16 protein-coding genes are annotated in these 15924 nt (G+C 70.5%); 9 read left to right on the top strand and 7 right to left on the bottom strand.

The features are described from left to right. Positions 1–85: 85 nt before the first annotated feature. Genes AC5JJ1_RS24650 through AC5JJ1_RS24640 form a run of 3 tightly spaced genes read right to left on the bottom strand, consistent with a single transcriptional unit; the run spans position 86 to position 4763 of the window. Entirely contained in the window at positions 86–1141 is a 1056-nt protein-coding gene (locus tag AC5JJ1_RS24650; protein ID WP_495787762.1) for a 2-oxoacid:ferredoxin oxidoreductase subunit beta, read from the bottom strand. Continuing rightward, positions 1138–2976 (bottom strand): 2-oxoacid:acceptor oxidoreductase subunit alpha, encoded by a 1839-nt coding sequence (locus tag AC5JJ1_RS24645; RefSeq protein WP_495787761.1) that lies wholly within the window; start codon positions 2974–2976, stop codon positions 1138–1140. Before AC5JJ1_RS24645 ends, AC5JJ1_RS24650 begins: the two co-directional genes overlap by 4 nt. Then, a complete protein-coding gene (locus tag AC5JJ1_RS24640) occupies positions 2961–4763 on the bottom strand; it encodes an FAD-dependent oxidoreductase (RefSeq protein ID WP_495787760.1) in 1803 nt (600 codons plus the stop codon). Before AC5JJ1_RS24640 ends, AC5JJ1_RS24645 begins: the two co-directional genes overlap by 16 nt. 179 nt (positions 4764–4942) lie before the next feature. Between AC5JJ1_RS24640 and AC5JJ1_RS24635 the strand changes: the two genes are divergently transcribed. From AC5JJ1_RS24635 to AC5JJ1_RS24625, 3 genes are all read left to right on the top strand, one after another. Continuing rightward, on the top strand, positions 4943–5785 hold the full coding sequence (locus AC5JJ1_RS24635; protein WP_495787759.1) for a fumarylacetoacetate hydrolase family protein: 843 nt from the start codon (positions 4943–4945) through the stop codon (positions 5783–5785). A 186-nt stretch (positions 5786–5971) separates the two neighbouring features. Further along, positions 5972–6310, top strand: a complete 339-nt coding sequence (locus tag AC5JJ1_RS24630) for a hypothetical protein (protein WP_495787758.1) — start codon at positions 5972–5974, stop codon at positions 6308–6310. A gap of 41 nt (positions 6311–6351) precedes the next feature. After that, positions 6352–6774: a DUF1489 family protein gene (locus AC5JJ1_RS24625; RefSeq protein WP_495787757.1), complete on the top strand. Its 423-nt coding sequence runs from the start codon at positions 6352–6354 to the stop codon at positions 6772–6774. Here AC5JJ1_RS24625 and AC5JJ1_RS24620 read toward each other — a convergent pair. Both AC5JJ1_RS24620 and AC5JJ1_RS24615 read right to left on the bottom strand, forming a co-directional pair. Beyond that, positions 6766–7089, bottom strand: a complete 324-nt coding sequence (locus AC5JJ1_RS24620; RefSeq protein ID WP_495787756.1) for a hypothetical protein — start codon at positions 7087–7089, stop codon at positions 6766–6768. The genes AC5JJ1_RS24625 and AC5JJ1_RS24620 overlap by 9 nt on opposite strands. After that, positions 7076–7756 (bottom strand): AzlC family ABC transporter permease, encoded by a 681-nt coding sequence (locus tag AC5JJ1_RS24615; RefSeq protein WP_495787755.1) that lies wholly within the window; start codon positions 7754–7756, stop codon positions 7076–7078. The genes AC5JJ1_RS24620 and AC5JJ1_RS24615 overlap by 14 nt, the downstream gene beginning before the upstream one ends. Positions 7757–7942: 186 nt before the next feature. On the opposite strand from AC5JJ1_RS24615, the gene AC5JJ1_RS24610 reads away from it, so the two are divergent. Continuing rightward, positions 7943–11089 (top strand): efflux RND transporter permease subunit, encoded by a 3147-nt coding sequence (locus tag AC5JJ1_RS24610; protein ID WP_495787754.1) that lies wholly within the window; start codon positions 7943–7945, stop codon positions 11087–11089. Between the two features lie 6 nt (positions 11090–11095). Here the strand turns inward: AC5JJ1_RS24610 and AC5JJ1_RS24605 are convergent, their stop codons facing one another. After that, positions 11096–11530, bottom strand: a complete 435-nt coding sequence (locus tag AC5JJ1_RS24605; protein WP_495787753.1) for a MarR family winged helix-turn-helix transcriptional regulator — start codon at positions 11528–11530, stop codon at positions 11096–11098. A gap of 141 nt (positions 11531–11671) precedes the next feature. Between AC5JJ1_RS24605 and AC5JJ1_RS24600 the strand changes: the two genes are divergently transcribed. The 4 genes from AC5JJ1_RS24600 to AC5JJ1_RS24585 all read left to right on the top strand — a co-directional run bounded on the left by AC5JJ1_RS24600 (position 11672) and on the right by AC5JJ1_RS24585 (position 13673). Further along, positions 11672–12091, top strand: a complete 420-nt coding sequence (locus AC5JJ1_RS24600; protein WP_495787752.1) for an organic hydroperoxide resistance protein — start codon at positions 11672–11674, stop codon at positions 12089–12091. 42 nt (positions 12092–12133) lie between these two features. After that, positions 12134–12307 (top strand): hypothetical protein, encoded by a 174-nt coding sequence (locus tag AC5JJ1_RS24595; protein ID WP_495787751.1) that lies wholly within the window; start codon positions 12134–12136, stop codon positions 12305–12307. A gap of 71 nt (positions 12308–12378) precedes the next feature. Then, positions 12379–12945: a dCTP deaminase gene (gene dcd / locus AC5JJ1_RS24590; protein WP_495787750.1), complete on the top strand. Its 567-nt coding sequence runs from the start codon at positions 12379–12381 to the stop codon at positions 12943–12945. Between the two features lie 59 nt (positions 12946–13004). Then, positions 13005–13673 carry an HAD family hydrolase gene (locus AC5JJ1_RS24585; protein WP_495787749.1) on the top strand — a complete coding sequence of 223 codons (669 nt, stop codon included), beginning with the start codon at positions 13005–13007 and terminating at the stop codon, positions 13671–13673. Positions 13674–13680: 7 nt separating this feature from the next. On the opposite strand, the gene AC5JJ1_RS24580 is transcribed toward AC5JJ1_RS24585, so the two are convergent. Next, positions 13681–14883, bottom strand: a complete 1203-nt coding sequence (locus tag AC5JJ1_RS24580; RefSeq protein WP_495787748.1) for a M24 family metallopeptidase — start codon at positions 14881–14883, stop codon at positions 13681–13683. A 257-nt stretch (positions 14884–15140) separates the two neighbouring features. Here AC5JJ1_RS24580 and AC5JJ1_RS24575 point away from each other — a divergent pair, with 257 nt between their 5' ends. Continuing rightward, complete coding sequence (locus tag AC5JJ1_RS24575) at positions 15141–15920, top strand: lytic transglycosylase domain-containing protein (RefSeq protein WP_495787747.1); 780 nt, start codon at positions 15141–15143, stop codon at positions 15918–15920. The last annotated feature ends 4 nt before the right edge of the window (positions 15921–15924 follow it).

The following is a 15924-nucleotide window of genomic DNA, read 5'->3' as shown; positions in this document are numbered from 1 at the left end:
CACTGGCTCACGGAAGCCGCTCTGATCTACTGTTTGGCCGAGCAAGTTACTCCGATCAGGTGTTTCCACCTGATCGGAGTTTGCTCTAGCGCAAGGCCGCGTTGATGGCCTCGAGCGCCGCCACCCCCGGCACCAGGGCCGCATCCCCCAGCCGGTTGAGGGGCCGTGCGACGGTGCCGAGGTTGGCGTGCAGGTCGTGCGGCTCCGGGTCGATGAAGAGCAGGCCGGTGACGATCTCGCCGGCCGCCTGCCGCTCATGCAGGTGGTGCATGGCGGCGACACGGTCGGTCGGGTCGTACTCCGCGTGGAGCTTGCGGAGGCGGAGGATGGAGCCGTCATGCTGCTCCACCTCCCGCACCTCGCCCGGCGCGTAGTCGGTGGTGATGGGCTGGCGGCCGGTGATGACATCGAGGCGGTTCATCGCCTCGTTGTGCTCGCGGACGAAGTCGTAGCTCTTGGTCGAGCCCTCGTGGTTGTTGAAGGCGACGCAGGGGCTGATGCAGTCGATGAAGGCCGGCCCGTCATGCCGCATCGCCCCTTTGATGAGGGGCACGAGCTGGTTCTTGTCGCCCGAGAAGCTGCGCGCGACATAGGTGGCGCCGAGCTGCAGCGCGATGCCGACGAGGTCGATCGCCTCGTCGGTGTTGACCGTGCCCTTCTTGGCCTTGGAGCCCTTGTCCGAGGTCGCCGAAAACTGGCCCTTCGTCAGGCCGTAGACGCCGTTGTTCTCGACGATATAGGTCATGTTCACGCCGCGGCGGATGCTGTGGGCGAACTGGCCGAAGCCGATCGAGGCGCTGTCGCCATCGCCCGAGACGCCGAGATAGAGCAGCTCCCGGTTGGCGAGGTTGGCGCCGGTCAGCACGCTCGGCATCCGGCCATGGACCGAGTTGAAGCCGTGCGAGGCACCGAGGAAGTAATCCGGCGTCTTGGACGAGCAGCCGATGCCGGACATCTTGGCGACGCGATGCGGCTCGATATCCAGCTCGAAGCAGGCTTGGATGATGGCGGCGCTGATGCTGTCATGCCCGCAGCCGGCGCAGAGGGTGCTGATCGCCCCCTCATAGTCGCGCCGGGTATAGCCGAGCGCGTTGGTCGGCAGCTTCGGGTGGTGCAGCTTGGGTTTGGGAAGGAAGCTCATTCCGCGGCTGCTCCGGCGAAGGGAAGGATCTGGGCCAGCACCTTGTCGCCGACGGCGGCGCGGATGAAGCGCGCGGTGATCGGCGTCCCGTCATAGTGCAGCACGGGGATGAGCTGCTGGGGTGCGATGCTGCACTCGTTCATCAGCAGGGTGCGGAGCTGGGCGTCGCGGTTCTGCTCCACGACGAAGACCTGGTCGTGGGCGGCGATGAAGTCCTCGACATCCTGGTGGAAGGGGAAGGCGCGGATGCGCAGCGCATCGGCATGGATGCCCTCCGCCTCCAGCGCCGACAGCGCCTCCTTCATGGCGGCGGAGGAGCTGCCATAGTAGATCACGCCGGTCCGCGTCGGCTCCTTCGCCTGGCGCAGCACCGGGCGAGGGACGAGGGACTTCGCCGTCTCGAATTTCTGCAGCAGGCGCTGCATGTTGTCGACATAGGCGGCGCCGACCTCGGTGTATTTGGCGAAGCGGTCGCGCGAGGTTCCCCGCGTGAAGAAGGCGCCCTTGTCTGGGTGCGTGCCCGGATAGGTGCGGTAGGGGATGCCGTCGCCATCCGCATCGAGGTAGCGGCCGAAGACGCGCCCGGCCTCCAGCTCCTCCGCCGTCATCACCTTGCCGCGGTCCATCCGTCGGTTGTCGTTCCAGGCGAAGGGCTCGCAGAGCCAGTCGTTCATCCCGATATCGAGGTCGAGCAGCACGAAGACCGGCTGCTGCAGCCGGTCGGCGAGGTCGAAGGCATCGGCGCCGAAGGCGAAGCACTCATGCGGGTCCTCGGGGAAGAGCACGACATGCTTGGTGTCGCCATGGCTGGCATAGGCAGCCGCCAGCACGTCCGATTGCTGGGTGCGCGTCGGCATGCCCGTGCTCGGCCCGGCGCGCTGCACGTCGAAGATCACCGAGGGAATCTCGGCGAAGTAGGAGAGGCCAACGAATTCCTGCATCAGCGAGATGCCCGGGCCCGAGGTCGCGGTGAAGGCCCGCGCCCCGTTCCAGGCGGCGCCGATGACGATGCCGATGGAGGCCAGCTCGTCCTCCGCCTGGACGATGGCGTAGCGCTTGCGCCCGTCCGGGTCGGTGCGGAACTTCTTCGCATAGCGCTCGAACCCCTCGGCCAGCGAGGTCGAGGGCGTGATCGGGTACCAGGCGCAGACCGTCGCGCCGCCATAGACGGCGCCGAGCCCGGCCGCACTGTTGCCGTCGACATAGATGCGGTTGCCGACCTTGTCGGCCCGCTCCAGCGTCAGCCCGATCGGGCAGGCGAGGTTCGCCAGCGCCCAGTCGCGCCCCATATGGAAGGCGTCCTGGTTCGGCTTGGCGAGCTTCTCCTTGCCCTTGTACTGTTCGGAGAGCAGCGTCTCCACCACCGCCGGGTCGATCTGCAGCAGGGCCGAGAGCGCGCCGACATACATGATGTTCTTGAACAGCTGCCGCTGCCGCGCATCCGTATAGGCGGCGTTGCACATCTCGGTCAGCGGCACGCCGATGACATGCACGTCGTCGCGGAAGCGGCTCTGCGGCATCGGCCGGGTGCTGTCGTAGAAGAGGTAGCCGCCCGGGTCGATCTCGGCGAGGTCGCGGTCCCAGGTCTGCGGGTTCATCGCCACCATCAGGTCCACGCCGCCGCGCCGGCCGAGATGCCCCTCGCCTGAGACGCGCACCTCGAACCAGGTGGGCAGGCCCTGGATGTTGCTCGGGAAGATGTTGCGCGAGGCGATGGGGATGCCCATGCGCAGGATCGCCTTGGCGAAGAGCTGGTTGGCGCTGGCCGAGCCCGAGCCGTTGACATTGGCGAATTTGACGACGAAGTCGTTGATCGCAGTCACCGGGCTGCGCATGCGTGCACCCTTTCAGCCTTGGGCTTCGCGCTATCGAGGAGGAATTTCTGCATGTCCCAGGCGCCGGTCGGGCAGCGCTCGGCGCACATGCCGCAATGCAGGCAGACATCCTCGTCCTTGGCCATGACGCGGCCGGTCTTGAGGCCGTCCGCGACATAGATCGCCTGCTCGAGGTTGAGCGCCGGCATCTTCAGCCGGTCGCGCAGCTCGGCCTCCTCGCCATTCTCGGTGAAGGTGATGCAGTCGACCGGGCAGATATCGACGCAGGCATCGCATTCGATGCAGAGCTTCGCGGTGAAGACGGTCTGCACGTCGCAATTCAGGCAGCGCTGCGCCTCCTTGAAGGCAAGCTCCCGGTCATAGCCGAGCTCCACCTCGGTCTTGATATCGCGCAGCGCCACCTCGTTCTCGGCATGCGGCACCTTGAAGCGGAGGTCGAGCGAGACGCCGTTGTCGTAGCTCCACTCATGGATGCCCATCTTCTGGCTGGCGATGCGCACATCCGGCGGCGGCCGCTGCGCCACGTCCTCGCCGCGGCAGAAGAGGTCGATGGAGACCGCCGCCTGGTGGCCATGCGCCACCGCCCAGATGATGTTCTTCGGCCCGAAGGCCGCATCGCCACCGAAGAAGACCTCCGGCCGGGTCGATTGCAGCGTCGCCTCGTCGAGCTTCGGCAGGCCCCAGCGGTCGAATTCGATGCCGAGATCGCCCTCGATCCAGGGGAATGCGTTCTCCTGGCCGATGGCGACCAGCACGTCATCCGCCTCGATCACCACATCCGGCTCGCCGGAGGGGACGAGCTGGCGGCGGCCCTTGGCGTCGCGCTCGGCCTTGACCGGCTCGAAGACCATGCCGGTGAGGCGGCCATCCTCGTGCAGCACCTGCTTCGGCACGAGGAAGTTGCGGATGGGGATGCCCTCCTTCAGCGCATCCTCCTTCTCCCAAGGGCTCGCCTTCATCTCCTCGAAGCCGGAGCGGACGACGACCGTCACCTCCTCGCCGCCGAGGCGGCGGGCGGAGCGGCAGCAATCCATCGCCGTGTTGCCCCCCCCGAGGACGATCACCCGCCGGCCCACGCTCTCGACATGGCCAAAGGAGACGGAGGAGAGCCAGTCGATGCCGATATGGATATTGGCCGCGGCCTCGCGCCTGCCTGGCACATCGAGGTCCCGCCCGCGCGGCGCGCCGGCGCCGACGAAGACGGCATCGTATCCCTCCGCCAGCAGCGCCCGCAGGCTGCCGACTCGCTGGTCGTAATGGGTGACGACGCCGCCGCGGCCGGTGATGTAGCCGACCTCCTCGTCGATCACGCTTTCCGGCAGGCGGAAGCGCGGGATCTGGCTGCGGATGAAGCCGCCGCCCTTCGACTGCTCGTCATAGACATGCACCTCGTAGCCGAGCGGCGCGAGGTCCCGCGCGACGGTCAGGCTCGCCGGCCCGGCGCCGATGCAGGCGATGCGCTTGCCGTTGCCGACGGCAGGGATGGGCGGCATCCGCGCCAGCACATCCTCCTTATTGTCGGCGGCGACGCGCTTGAGGCGGCAGATCGCCACCGGCTCCTCCTCGACGCGCCCGCGCCGGCAGGCCGGCTCGCAGGGGCGGTCGCAGGTGCGGCCGAGCACGCCGGGAAAGACGTTGGAGTGCCAGTTGACCATATAGGCATCGGAATAGCGGCCCGCGGCGATCAACCGAATGTATTCCGGCACGGGCGTGTGGGCCGGGCAGGCCCATTGGCAATCGACGACCTTGTGGAAGTAGTCGGGATTGCTGATCTCGGTCGGCGTCACGCGCGCGACTCCCCTGGACACATCCTGGATTCCTCCTGCCGGCCTCTGCGGGCCATGCGGGGAGCTTGCCCCAAGCCCGGTAGCCCCGCAACGACCTGATCGCAGCCGTGCCGAAGCCCCGCTTGCGGCCCTGCCGGGCGCCACCGATGATGCGGCATGAGCCAGGGGAGGGGCGGCGGATGAAGCTCATCAGCTTCGCGATCGGCGGCGAGGCGCGCTTCGGCGCGGTCGAGGGCGATGCAGTGATTGACCTCACCAGCCGGCTCGGCGCGCGCTTCCCGAGCCTGCTCTCCCTGATCGAGGCGGACGCGCTGGCGGAAGCGCAAGCGGCGCTCGCCGCACCCGGCCCGCGCCACGCCCTCGCCGGGATCACCTATCTGGAGCCGATCCCGCAGGCGCGGCGCATCTTCTGCGTCGGCGCCAACTACCCGAAGGTCCACCCGACCGGCGGCGTGGTCAGCGGCCCGGAATTCCCCGCCATCTTCCAGAAGCCGGCCGAGACGCTGGTACCGCACAAGGCGGTGCTGCAGGCGCCGGCGGCGTCGGGCCAGTTCGACTACGAGGGCGAGCTCGCCTTCGTCATCGGCCGCGGCGGCGCCGGCATCCTGCCGGAGCGGGCGCTCGGCCATGTCTTCGGCTATGCCTGCCTGAACGACGGATCCGTGCGCGACTTCCAGAAGCACAGCGTCTGGGCGGGGAAGAATTTCGCCCGCTCCGGCGGCTTCGGCCCCTGGCTGGTGACCGCCGACGAGGTGGGCGACCCGGCTTCCCTCACCCTGGTGACGCGGCTGAACGGGGAGGAGGTACAACGCACCGGGCTCGACCGGATGTTCTTCGGCATCCCCGCCATCATCGCCTATCTCTCGGCGGTGACGCCGCTGCTGCCGGGCGACGTGGTCGCCACCGGCTCGCCCGAGGGCAGCGGCGCCACCCGCAATCCGCCGCGCTGGCTCGTCCCAGGCGACCGGATCGAGGTGGAGGTGGAGCGGGTCGGCGTGTTGGAGAACAGCGTGGGCCGGTAAGCGCTATCGCCTTGCAGTAGAATATTCGCTGCCTTGAACCTCTGTCCAAGTAAAGCTGACACGGTTTCGTCACAACACGGGATAGTTCCGACACCAGTTCCGGTTCTTCTTCTACATCCTCGCAGGCCGGCCCATGGGTTGCCCAAGGCCCGGCCCGATCCACCTGTGCTTGAGGAATGAGGAAGGATGCGTCTCCTACTCCTGTTGCCGGCGCTTGTCCTCGCCGGCTGCGCCATGTCCAAGGCTGACCCTCAGGCCGAGGCCGAGCTGGCCGCGGTCCGCCAGGTCTCCATGTCCGGCCCTGCCCTTTCCTGGGAGCAGCTGGACATCCACCCGACCCTCGCCGCCCGCCCCTGCTCGGTGAGCACGCTGGTGAACACGCGGGGCCAGATCGTCGGCTACTGCCAGGCCGGCCGCCAGTGCCGGACGATGGACTGGCGCCCCGTCGCCGCCGGCTGCGTCGACCCGCAGCTCCGCCAGACCAGCGCCCCGGCCCGCACCGCGGCGCTCGATACGACACAGTAACAGCGATTGCGGCGCGCCCCCGGCGCGGTACATCCGGGGGCGTGCTCCACCTCATCAAGCTCTCGGTCGGCCCCAAGGATGTAGGGCAGCTCCGCGCCATCCAGGCGCGGCGGGCGGTGGCCGAGCCGCCGCTCCGCCACCAGACCCGGATGATGCCGAAGCGCGCCGCCGAGATCCTCGCCGGCGGCTCGATCTATTGGGTCGTCGCCGGCTTCGTGCAGGTGCGCCAGCGCATCATCGACATCATCGAGGAGGAGTGGGACGATGGCTCCCGCTGCGCCGGGCTGGTGCTGGACCCGGAGCTGGTCCCCGTCGCCGCCCGGCCAGTGAAGCCCTTCCAGGGCTGGCGCTACCTGGAGCCGGAGGTCGCGCCGCCCGATGTCGTCGCCGGCATCGAGGGCGAGGGGGCCGAGGCCATGCCGGAGCGCCTGCGCGCCGAGTTGCGCGCCCTCGGCCTATTGTAGCGCCCAGCGCACCGCCAGCAGCGCCGCCGTCCCGAGGCCGAGCGCCGGCAGCAGCCGCCCGCCGAGCAGCCGATGCGCCAGCAGCCCGGCCGCGAGCCCGGCCAGCCGCGCCGGCCATGGCAGCCCGGCCACGGCCCCACCCGGCACCGCGACCGCCAGCGTGACGAAAGCGGCGAGCGTCGCCTGCGAGACCGCCGCCGCCCAGGCGATCAGCGGGTGGTCCGGCCGCAGCGCCCCGGCGACCAGCAGCCCGAGGCCGCGCAGCAGCAGCATCGCCGCCGCCGCCAGCAGCAAGGCGAGGTCAGCCTCCGCCACGCCGTAGCCCGAGGAGGAAGGCGAGCGTCCCGCCCAGCAGCCCGGCCCCGAGCAGCCCCCAGGCCGGCGGCAGCCAGAGGGCAACGGGCGCCACCACCACCCCGGCCAGGATCGCCCGCCGCGGTGCCGGCAGCCGCAGCTCCGCGGCCAGCAGCAGGGCGAAGTAGAGCGGGTTGGTGAAGAGCAGCGCCGCCAGCAGCACGGGACTCAGCAGCGGCGCCGCCGCATGGCCCGCCGCCGTCGCCAGCCCCGCCACGACCCAGGAGGCCAGGGCGAAGCCGAGGAACCAGCCCAGCCTTTCGCCGGCCGGCAGGCCCGGCAGCGCCCGCATGGCGGCCGCCCAGGGGGTGATGGCGATGAAGGGCAGCGCCAGCCAGCGCCGCGCCCCGCCGCCGAGCCAGGGCGCCAGCGCCAGGGCCATCGGCAGGAAGCGCGCGTTGGCGATGGTCGCGCCAAGCGCCGCCGGCGCCACGCCCCCCGCCTGCAGCAGCACCAGCTGCCCCGCCATGCCATAGACCAGCAGCGAGGCGCCAAGCGCCCAGCCCATCCCCCGCCCGGCCGCCGCCACCGCCGCCCCGAAGGCGAGGAAGGTCGCCCCCATGGCGAGGGCGGGCGCGCCGAGCGCGGCAAGCGCGCCCCGGCGCAGCGGGAGGGGGATGGAAGGCATGGGTGCCGGCCAGACTGCCATGCCAGATGGCCAAGCCGTAAGCCGCCGCCCGCGCCGCATGGCGCCGGATTAAGCCGGCGCCGCCGGCCCCGGTAATGCTGCGTATGCGAAACCATCCGCCACGCCGGAACCCCACGCAGCTTCCGTCGAGCCATCGCCCGGGCGCGTGCCCGCTGAGGATCCGCCATGCGCCACATCGTTGCCTTCGCCCTCGAGAAACGGGCCCTGGTGATCCTGCTCTTCCTCGCCTTCCTGGGCCTGGGCTTCGCCGGCTTCCGGCAGCTCAACATCGAGGCCTATCCGGACCCGGTGCCGCCGACCGTCGTCGTCATCACCCAGAATGCCGGGCAGAGCGCCGAGGAGATCGAGCGCTACATCACCATCCCGATCGAGGTCGGGCTGTCGGGGATGCCGAACCTCTCCAAGGTGCGCTCCACATCGCTCTTCGGCCTCTCGGTGGTCTCGGCGCAGTTCACCTTCGCCTACAACTACGAGCAGTCGCTGCAGCAGGTGCTGAACCGGCTCGGCCAGATCACCCTGCCCTCGGGCGTGCAGCCGAGCATCAGCCCCTGGAGCCCGATCGGCGAGATCCTGCGCTACCGCATCTTGGGTCCCCCGGGCTTCTCGCTGACCGACCTCCGCGTGCTGCAGGACAGGGTGCTGCAGCGCCGCTTCAAGCGCGTGCCCGGCGTGGTGGACGTCACGGCCTATGGCGGCCCGACCAAGTCCTACAACGTCATCGTCGACCTGCCGAAGCTGAACGCCTACGGCCTCTCCCTGCCCACCGTGGTCCAGGCGATCGGCAACGGCGATGCGACGACGGGCGCCGGCATCATCGATATCGGCCCCCAATCCGCCGTGGTGCAGGGCGTCGGCCTGATCCGCAGCATGGACGACGTGCGGAACGTGGTGCTTGGCTCCTCCAACGGCGTGCCCATTCTGCTCTCGGACGTGGCGCGGGTGGAGGTCGGCAACCTGCCGCGCCTCGGCATCGCCGGGCAGGAGGCGGATGACGATGTCGTCATGGGCGTCGTCCTGATGCGCCGCGGCGAGCAGACCCTGCCGACCATCCGCGCGGTGGAGCGGGAGGTGCACGAGATCAATGCCGGCGGCGTCCTGCCACCCGGCGTCCACATCGTCACGATCTATGACCGGAAGGAGCTGGTCGACGTCACCACCCACCATGTGGTCAAGAACATCATCATGGGCATCGCCCTGGTGGTCTTCATCCAGTGGCTCTTCCTCGGCGACCTGCGCGGCGCCATCGTGGTCGGGGCGACCATCCCCTTCGCCTTCTTCGTCGCCGTCATCACCATGCTGCTGCGGGGCGAGAGCGCCAACCTGCTGTCCCTCGGCAGCCTCGACTTCGGCCTGCTGGTCGACGCCACGGTGATCCTGGTGGAGAATGTCTACCGCCACCTCCACCTCCACAAGGCGCAGTTCCGCCACGGGCGGCTGCCGCATCCGGTCGCCGCCCCGCGCGGCCTCTCGGGCGTGCCGCTGGTGGTGCTGCGGGCGGGCGGCGAGGTCAGCACCGCCATCTTCTTCTCGGCGCTCATCATCGTCGCCGCCTTCATCCCGCTCTTCACCATGGGCGGGATCGAGGGCCGCATCTTCGGCCCGATGGCCAAGACCTACGCCTATGCCATCGGCGGCGCGCTGCTGGCCACCTTCACCGTGGCCCCGGCGCTGGCCGGCGCCCTCTTCCGCGACGACACGGAGGAGAAGGTGATGCCGATCGTCCGCTGGATGGCCCATGCGCATGAACGGCTGCATGCGCTGGCCATGCGGCGCCGGCTGGCGACCATCGCCGTCTCCCTCCTGCTGCTGGGCGGCGCCGTCGTCCAGTTCGGCCGGATGGGCGGCGAGTTCCTCCCCACGCTGGAGGAGGGCAGCATCTGGATGCGCGCCACCATGCCGGCCACCATCTCCCTCGCCGAGGGCAATGCGGCGGTGAACCGCATGCGCGCCATCCTGATGGAGTTCCCCGAGGTCATCACCGTCACCTCCCAGCAGGGCCGGCCGGATGACGGCACGGACAGCGCCGGCTTCTTCAACGCCGAGTTCTTCGTCCCCCTGCGGCCGATGGACCAGTGGCGGACGGCGAAGACCAAGGATGCGCTGGTCGCCGCCGTCCAGGCGCGACTGCAACGGGACTTCGTCGGCGTCGACTTCAACTTCTCCCAGTACATCTCCGACAACGTGCAGGAGGCCTCCTCCGGCGTGAAGGGCGCCAATGCGCTGAAGGTGATCGGGCCGGAGCTCGACGTGCTCGCCCGCCTCGCCGAGGAGGTGCGGCAGCAGATGGCGCAGGTAGAGGGCATCGCCGACCTCGCCGCCTTCCGCACCCTCGGCCAGCCCACCGTCTCCATCCGCATCGACCGGGCGCGGGCGGCGCGATACGGGCTTGCCGTCAGCGACATCAACCAGGTGATCCAGGCCGCCATCGGCGGGCAGGAGGCGGCGCGGCTCTACGAGGATGGCGGCGACCGCAACTTCCCACTCATCGTCCGCGTCGATGCGCAGTACCGCGACAGCCTGGACGCCATCGGCCGCATCCCCATCAGCCCGCAATCCGGGGCGACGCTGCGCGACGTGGCGGATATCCGCCTGGTCTCCGGCGCCAGCTACATCTACCGCGAGGATGCCAGCCGCTACGTGCCGGTGAAGTTCAGCGTCCGCGGGCGGGACCCGCAGAGCGCGGTGGAGGAGGCGCAGGAGCGCGTCGCCGCCCATGTGGCCCTGCCGCCCGGCTACCGGCTGGAATGGGTCGGTGAGTTCCGCAACCTGCAGGACGCCATCGCCCGGCTGAAGGTGGTGGTGCCCATCGCCCTCGCCCTGATCGCGGTGCTGCTCTACGTCCAGTTCGGCAGCTTGCGGGATGCGATGCTGATCTTCGGCCTCCTGCCGCTCTCCTGCATCGGCGGCGTCACGGCGCTCGACGCGATGGGGCTCAACTTCAGCGTCCCGGCGGCGATCGGCTTCCTCGCCCTCTTCGGCATCACGGTGATGGAGGGCATCATCCTGCTCTCGCATTTCCACGGGTTGCGGGACGAGGGGATGCCCTGGCGCCAGGCGCTCGACCAGGCCGGGGTGGACCGGATGCGGCCGGTGATGATGACCTGCCTCGCCGCCATGGTCGGGCTGCTGCCGGCGGCGGTGGCGACGGGCATCGGCTCCGACCTGCAGAAGCCGCTGGCGGTGGTGGTGGTCGGCGGCACGACGCTGCTGCCGGTCTTCATCCTCGTCGTCTTCCCGGCCATGATCGACCTGTTCGGCCGGCCGGCCTCGCTGCGGCGGGAGGTGCCGCGGGGGGCGGCGAAGGCGCGGTGAGGCGCCTCAGGCGCGCAGCAAGGCGTCGCGCAGGCGGCCCGCCTCGTCGCGGAGGTGGCGGAGCTCCTCCACCGTCATTCCGCTCGCCGCCTGCATGCAGGCCGGGACCTCCGCGGCCTCCTCGCGCAGCGCCCGGCCCCGCCCGGTGAGGGTGATGCGGAGCTGCCGCTCATTCGCCGGGTCGCGCTGCCGGTGCAACAGGCCCTGCGCCTCGAGCCGCTTCAGCAGCGGGGTGAGCGTGCTGGAATCGAGGAAGAGCCGCTCGCCAAGGGCGTTGAGCGTCACCCCCTCCTCCTCCCACAGCGCCACCATGACCAGGTACTGCGGGTAGGTCAGGCCCAGCCGGTCCAGCAGCGGCTTGTAGGCGCGGCCCAGCGCATGCCCGGCCGAGTGGATGGCGAAGCAGGCGAAATTCTTCAGGCTCAGGGGGTCATCCGCCATCGGGTCCTCCACCGGGCAAGATAGATCGCGCACCAAGCGATCGCGTCCCAAGGAATGCCTGGCGGCCGTGCTGCTTGGGCAATCGTGCCCCAACAGATCGCGGGCAAACTATATCTCGTCCCAAGGCAACAGGAGCCGCCGTTGTCCGTGAACGTCCTCTACCGCACCGAAGCCACCGGCGGCCGCGACGGCCATGCCGCCACCGCCGATGGCAGCCTCGACCTGCGCCTCGCCACGCCGAAGGAGCTCGGCGGCGCAGGCGGGGCCGGCAACAACCCGGAGCAGCTCTTCGCCGCCGGCTACTCGGCCTGCTTCCTCGGCGCGATGAAATTCGTCGCCTCCCAGGGCGGCCGCAAGGTCCCGGCGGAGACGACGGTCACGGCGCAGGTCGGCATCGGGCCGCGCTCCGAGGGTGGCTTCGGCCTCGAGATCGGCCTCACCATCGCCCTGCCCGGCCTGCCGCGCGACGAGGCGGAGGCGCTGGTCCAAAAGGCGCATCAGGTCTGCCCCTACTCCAACGCGACGCGCAACAACATCGACGTCACGCTGACCGTCGCCTGAGCCTTGACCGCCATGGCGGGCAGCGCACACCTTCCGCCCGCCATGGCCCAGCCCCCGCCCGACCCGCCGCAAACCCCCGCGGACCGCGCCCGCGCCGAGCGGGAGGCCCGCCTCGCCGCCGCCCTCCGCGCCAATCTCCGCCGCCGCAAGGCCCAGGCCCGTGGCCGGGAGGAGGCGCCGGCCCCTCCGCCGGCCTCGGATGACAAGGCCGACTGAGCCCTTCGCCGAACCGCTGCATTCCGCTAGAGGGAAGGCCCTCCATACGCCTCGGCCCGGGACCTTTCGGCATGAGCATCAAGAACGACCGCTGGATCCGCCGCATGGCCGAGACGGAAGGGATGATCGAGCCCTTCGAGCCGGGCCAGGTGCGCGAGGTCGAGGGCCGCCGGGTGATCTCCTACGGCCTGTCCTCCTATGGCTACGACATCCGCTGCTCGCGCCAGTTCAAGATCTTCACCAATGTCTACTCGGCGATGGTCGACCCGAAGAGCTTCGACCCGCGCAGCTTCGTCGACTTCGAGGGCGACGAGTGCATCATCCCGCCCAACTCCTTCGCCCTCGCGGCGACGGTCGAGTATTTCCGCATCCCCCGCAACGTGCTGACGATCTGCCTGTCGAAGTCGACCTATGCCCGCTGCGGCATCATCGTGAACGTCACGCCCTTCGAGCCGGAATGGGAAGGGCAGGTGACGCTGGAATTCTCCAACACCACCAACCTGCCGGCCAAGATCTACGCCAATGAGGGCGTGGCGCAGGTGCTGTTCCTTGAATCCGACGAGGTCTGCGAGACCTCCTACCGCGACCGGCACGGCAAGTACCAGGGCCAGCGGGGCGTGACGCTTCCCCGCGCCTGAGCGGGGAACTTGCGGCCCGGCCACAGGGTTGCGCCCCGCAGCAGGACGGGACGCACCCCATGACCAAGGCCGTGATCTTCGACGTCGACGGAACGCTCGTCGACACCAACGACTTTCACGCCGCCTCCTGGGCCGAGGCCTTCCGCCGCTTCGGCCATGCGGTGCCGGAGGCCGCGATCCGCGGCCAGATCGGCAAGGGCAGCGACCAGCTGATGCCCGCCTTCCTGCCGCCCGAGGTGGTGGAGCGCGAGGGCAAGGCCATCGCCGAGGCCCGCAGCGCGCTCTTCATGCAGGAGTATATCGGCCGCGCCCGCGCCTTTCCCGGCGTCCGCCCCCTGTTCGAGCGGCTGCGCGGCGAGGGCCAGCGCATCCTTCTCGCCAGCTCCGCCAAGGGCGAGGAGCTGGAGCGCTACAAGGAGATCGCCCGGATCGGCGACCTGCTCGACGGCGCCACCAGCGCCGACGATGCTGAGAGCTCCAAGCCCTCCCCCGACATCTTCGAGGCCGCGCTCGCCAAGCTGAAGCCGCTGCCGGCCGAGGCGGCCATCGTGGTCGGCGACTCGCCTTACGATGCGGAGGCCGCCGGCAAGGCCGGGCTGCGCTGCGTCGGCCTGCTCTGCGGCGGCTTCCCCGAGGCGGTGCTGCGGGAGGCCGGCTGCATCGCCCTCTACCGCGACCCGGCCGACCTCCTCGCCCAGTACGAGCGCTCGCCGCTCGCGCCGGGCTGAGCCGCGCTCAGCGCCCGGTGCGGTTCCACCCGCGCCCGGCATCGCCCATCGGCTCGTGGCCGCCCTCGGTCACGGCGACCGTGTCCTCGAGCTTGATGAAGCCGCGGCGCGGATGCAGCAGCGTCGTCTCGACCGAGAGCACCATGTCGGCCTCGAGCGGCCGCTCCAGGTCATGCGCCTGGTAGGCGATGGGCCCGGTCGCGGTCAGCCAGGGCGCCTCGTGCTGCACCAGCCCCATGCCATGGGCGAGGAACTCGATGTGCTCCGCATGCGGCGAGGCCGCCGCCGCCCGCTCCCCCGCCGCCTGCACCTCGCCGCCCGGGACGCCGGCCCGCACCATGCGCCGCGCGGCCTGCTGGATGGACTCGACCTCGGCCAGCAGCTCGGCCAGTTCCGCATCCGGCTCGCCCACCACGCCCATGCGGCAGAGGTCGCCGATATAGCCGCGATAGCGCCCGCCCGAATCGAGCGAGATGATGTCGCCCGGCGCGATCTTCTGGTCGGAGGCGGCGCGGTTCAGCCCGGTCCCGGCGGTGATGAGGCAGTATTCGAAGGTGAGGCCGCGCTGCACCTCCTCCCGCCGCAGCCGCTCCACCAGCTCCGCCTTGGTGACGCCCGGCTCGCAGGCGGCGAAGGTGGCGAGCATGGAGGCGACCACGCGCTCGGAGGCCTCGCGCAGCAGGGCGAGCTCCGCCGGGCTCTTCCGCGCCCGCAGCCGCTCGAGCGGCTGCGCCACATCGACCAGCGCCGCATTCGGCAGCCCGTCGCGCAGCACCTCGGCGGCGTCGGAGGGCAGGAAGGCCGGCTCCACCCCGATCCGCCGCAGCGGGATGCCGATCCGCCGGAGGTGCTGCACCGCATGCCCCACCGCATCGGTCGTGCTGCCGGAGACGGTCTCGACCACCGGCGTCCAGAAGCGGCCGAGCTGCTTCTCATGCTTCTCCAGCCGGTGGGCGATATAGGCGGTGAGCTCCGGCTTGCCCGGCACATAGACCATCACCGGCAGGTAGCGGCTGAGGCCGATGGAGTCGCGGTGGTCGAAGAAGGGGAAGCTGTAGCCGCCCAGCATGTATTGCGAGGCCTGGCGGGAGGTGGTGACGAGGGCATCGACATCCGCCTCGGCCAGCAGCCGGTCGAGCCGCCCGGTGTCGAAGGGCGGGCGTTGGGTGGCGGCGGGGCTTCCCTCAGGCGCTGGCGCGGTGGTCGACATGGCTCGTCTCCTTGGTTCTTCTCGCCGGGACCGGGGCATCAAAGCACGGGCTGAGCCCCCTGGTCTGCGGCGATCCGGGGCGCCGGCGCGTGCTCGCCGATTTCTCAAGCGGGCGGATGGCAGGACGCTGCCGAGGGGCACGGCAGGCTTGGCGCCGGCATGGGTTCCCCGGCTATCCTGTCCGATGGCGTCACGTCCCGCGTCTGAACCCGGGCCGGGCAGGACGGGATCGGGACGGGACCATGGGCATGCGGGCGGTGTGGCTTCTGCTTCTGCTGGCGCTCGGCGGCTGCGCGGGCGGGCATCGGGCGGCGGTCTGGGACGGGCGGCGCGGCTATGACGGCAATGGCGACTACGGCTACGACCTCGCCGCCTCCCAGGCCGAGGCACGGGGCTACCGCGCCCTCGCGGCGCCGGCCTATGCCGCCCCCGGCACGCCGGACGACCCCTGGGGCCCCGATATCCGCGAGGCCGCGGCGCGCTTCGGCCTGCCGGAGCGCTGGATCCGCGAGGTGATGCGCCAGGAGAGCGGCGGGCGGCTGACCGGCGCGGACGGGCTGCCGATCACCTCCCCGGTCGGCGCCATGGGGCTGATGCAGGTGATGCCGCGCACCTACGACATCCTGCGGCCGCGCTACGGGCTCGGCCCCGACCCCTTTGCGCCGCGCGACAACATCCTCGCCGGCGCCGCCTATCTGCGGGAGATGCATGACCGCTTCGGCGCCCCCGCCTTCCTCGCCGCCTACAATGCCGGGCCGGACCGGGTGGCGGACTTCCTCGCCGGCGCGCGCATCCTGCCGGACGAGACGATGCGCTACGTCGCCAGCATCGCGCCGCGGCTCGGCATGCCGGATTACGGGGGCGGCGCCGTCGCCGCGGCGGACCGGGCCTATGCGGGCGGCGGGATGGTGGGGACGGAGTATGCCGGTGGCGCCCAGCTCGCCGTGATGCCGGCCGATCCCCTGGATCGCGCCTTCGACGGCGGCGGCCTCGTCACGCCCGAGGCCCCGACCGGCCGCTGGACCGGCCGCCGCTGACCGG

Source organism: Belnapia sp. (assembly GCF_059504005.1).
Note: the sequence above shows the minus strand (reverse complement) of the source record. Positions and strands in the feature narration are given on the sequence as shown.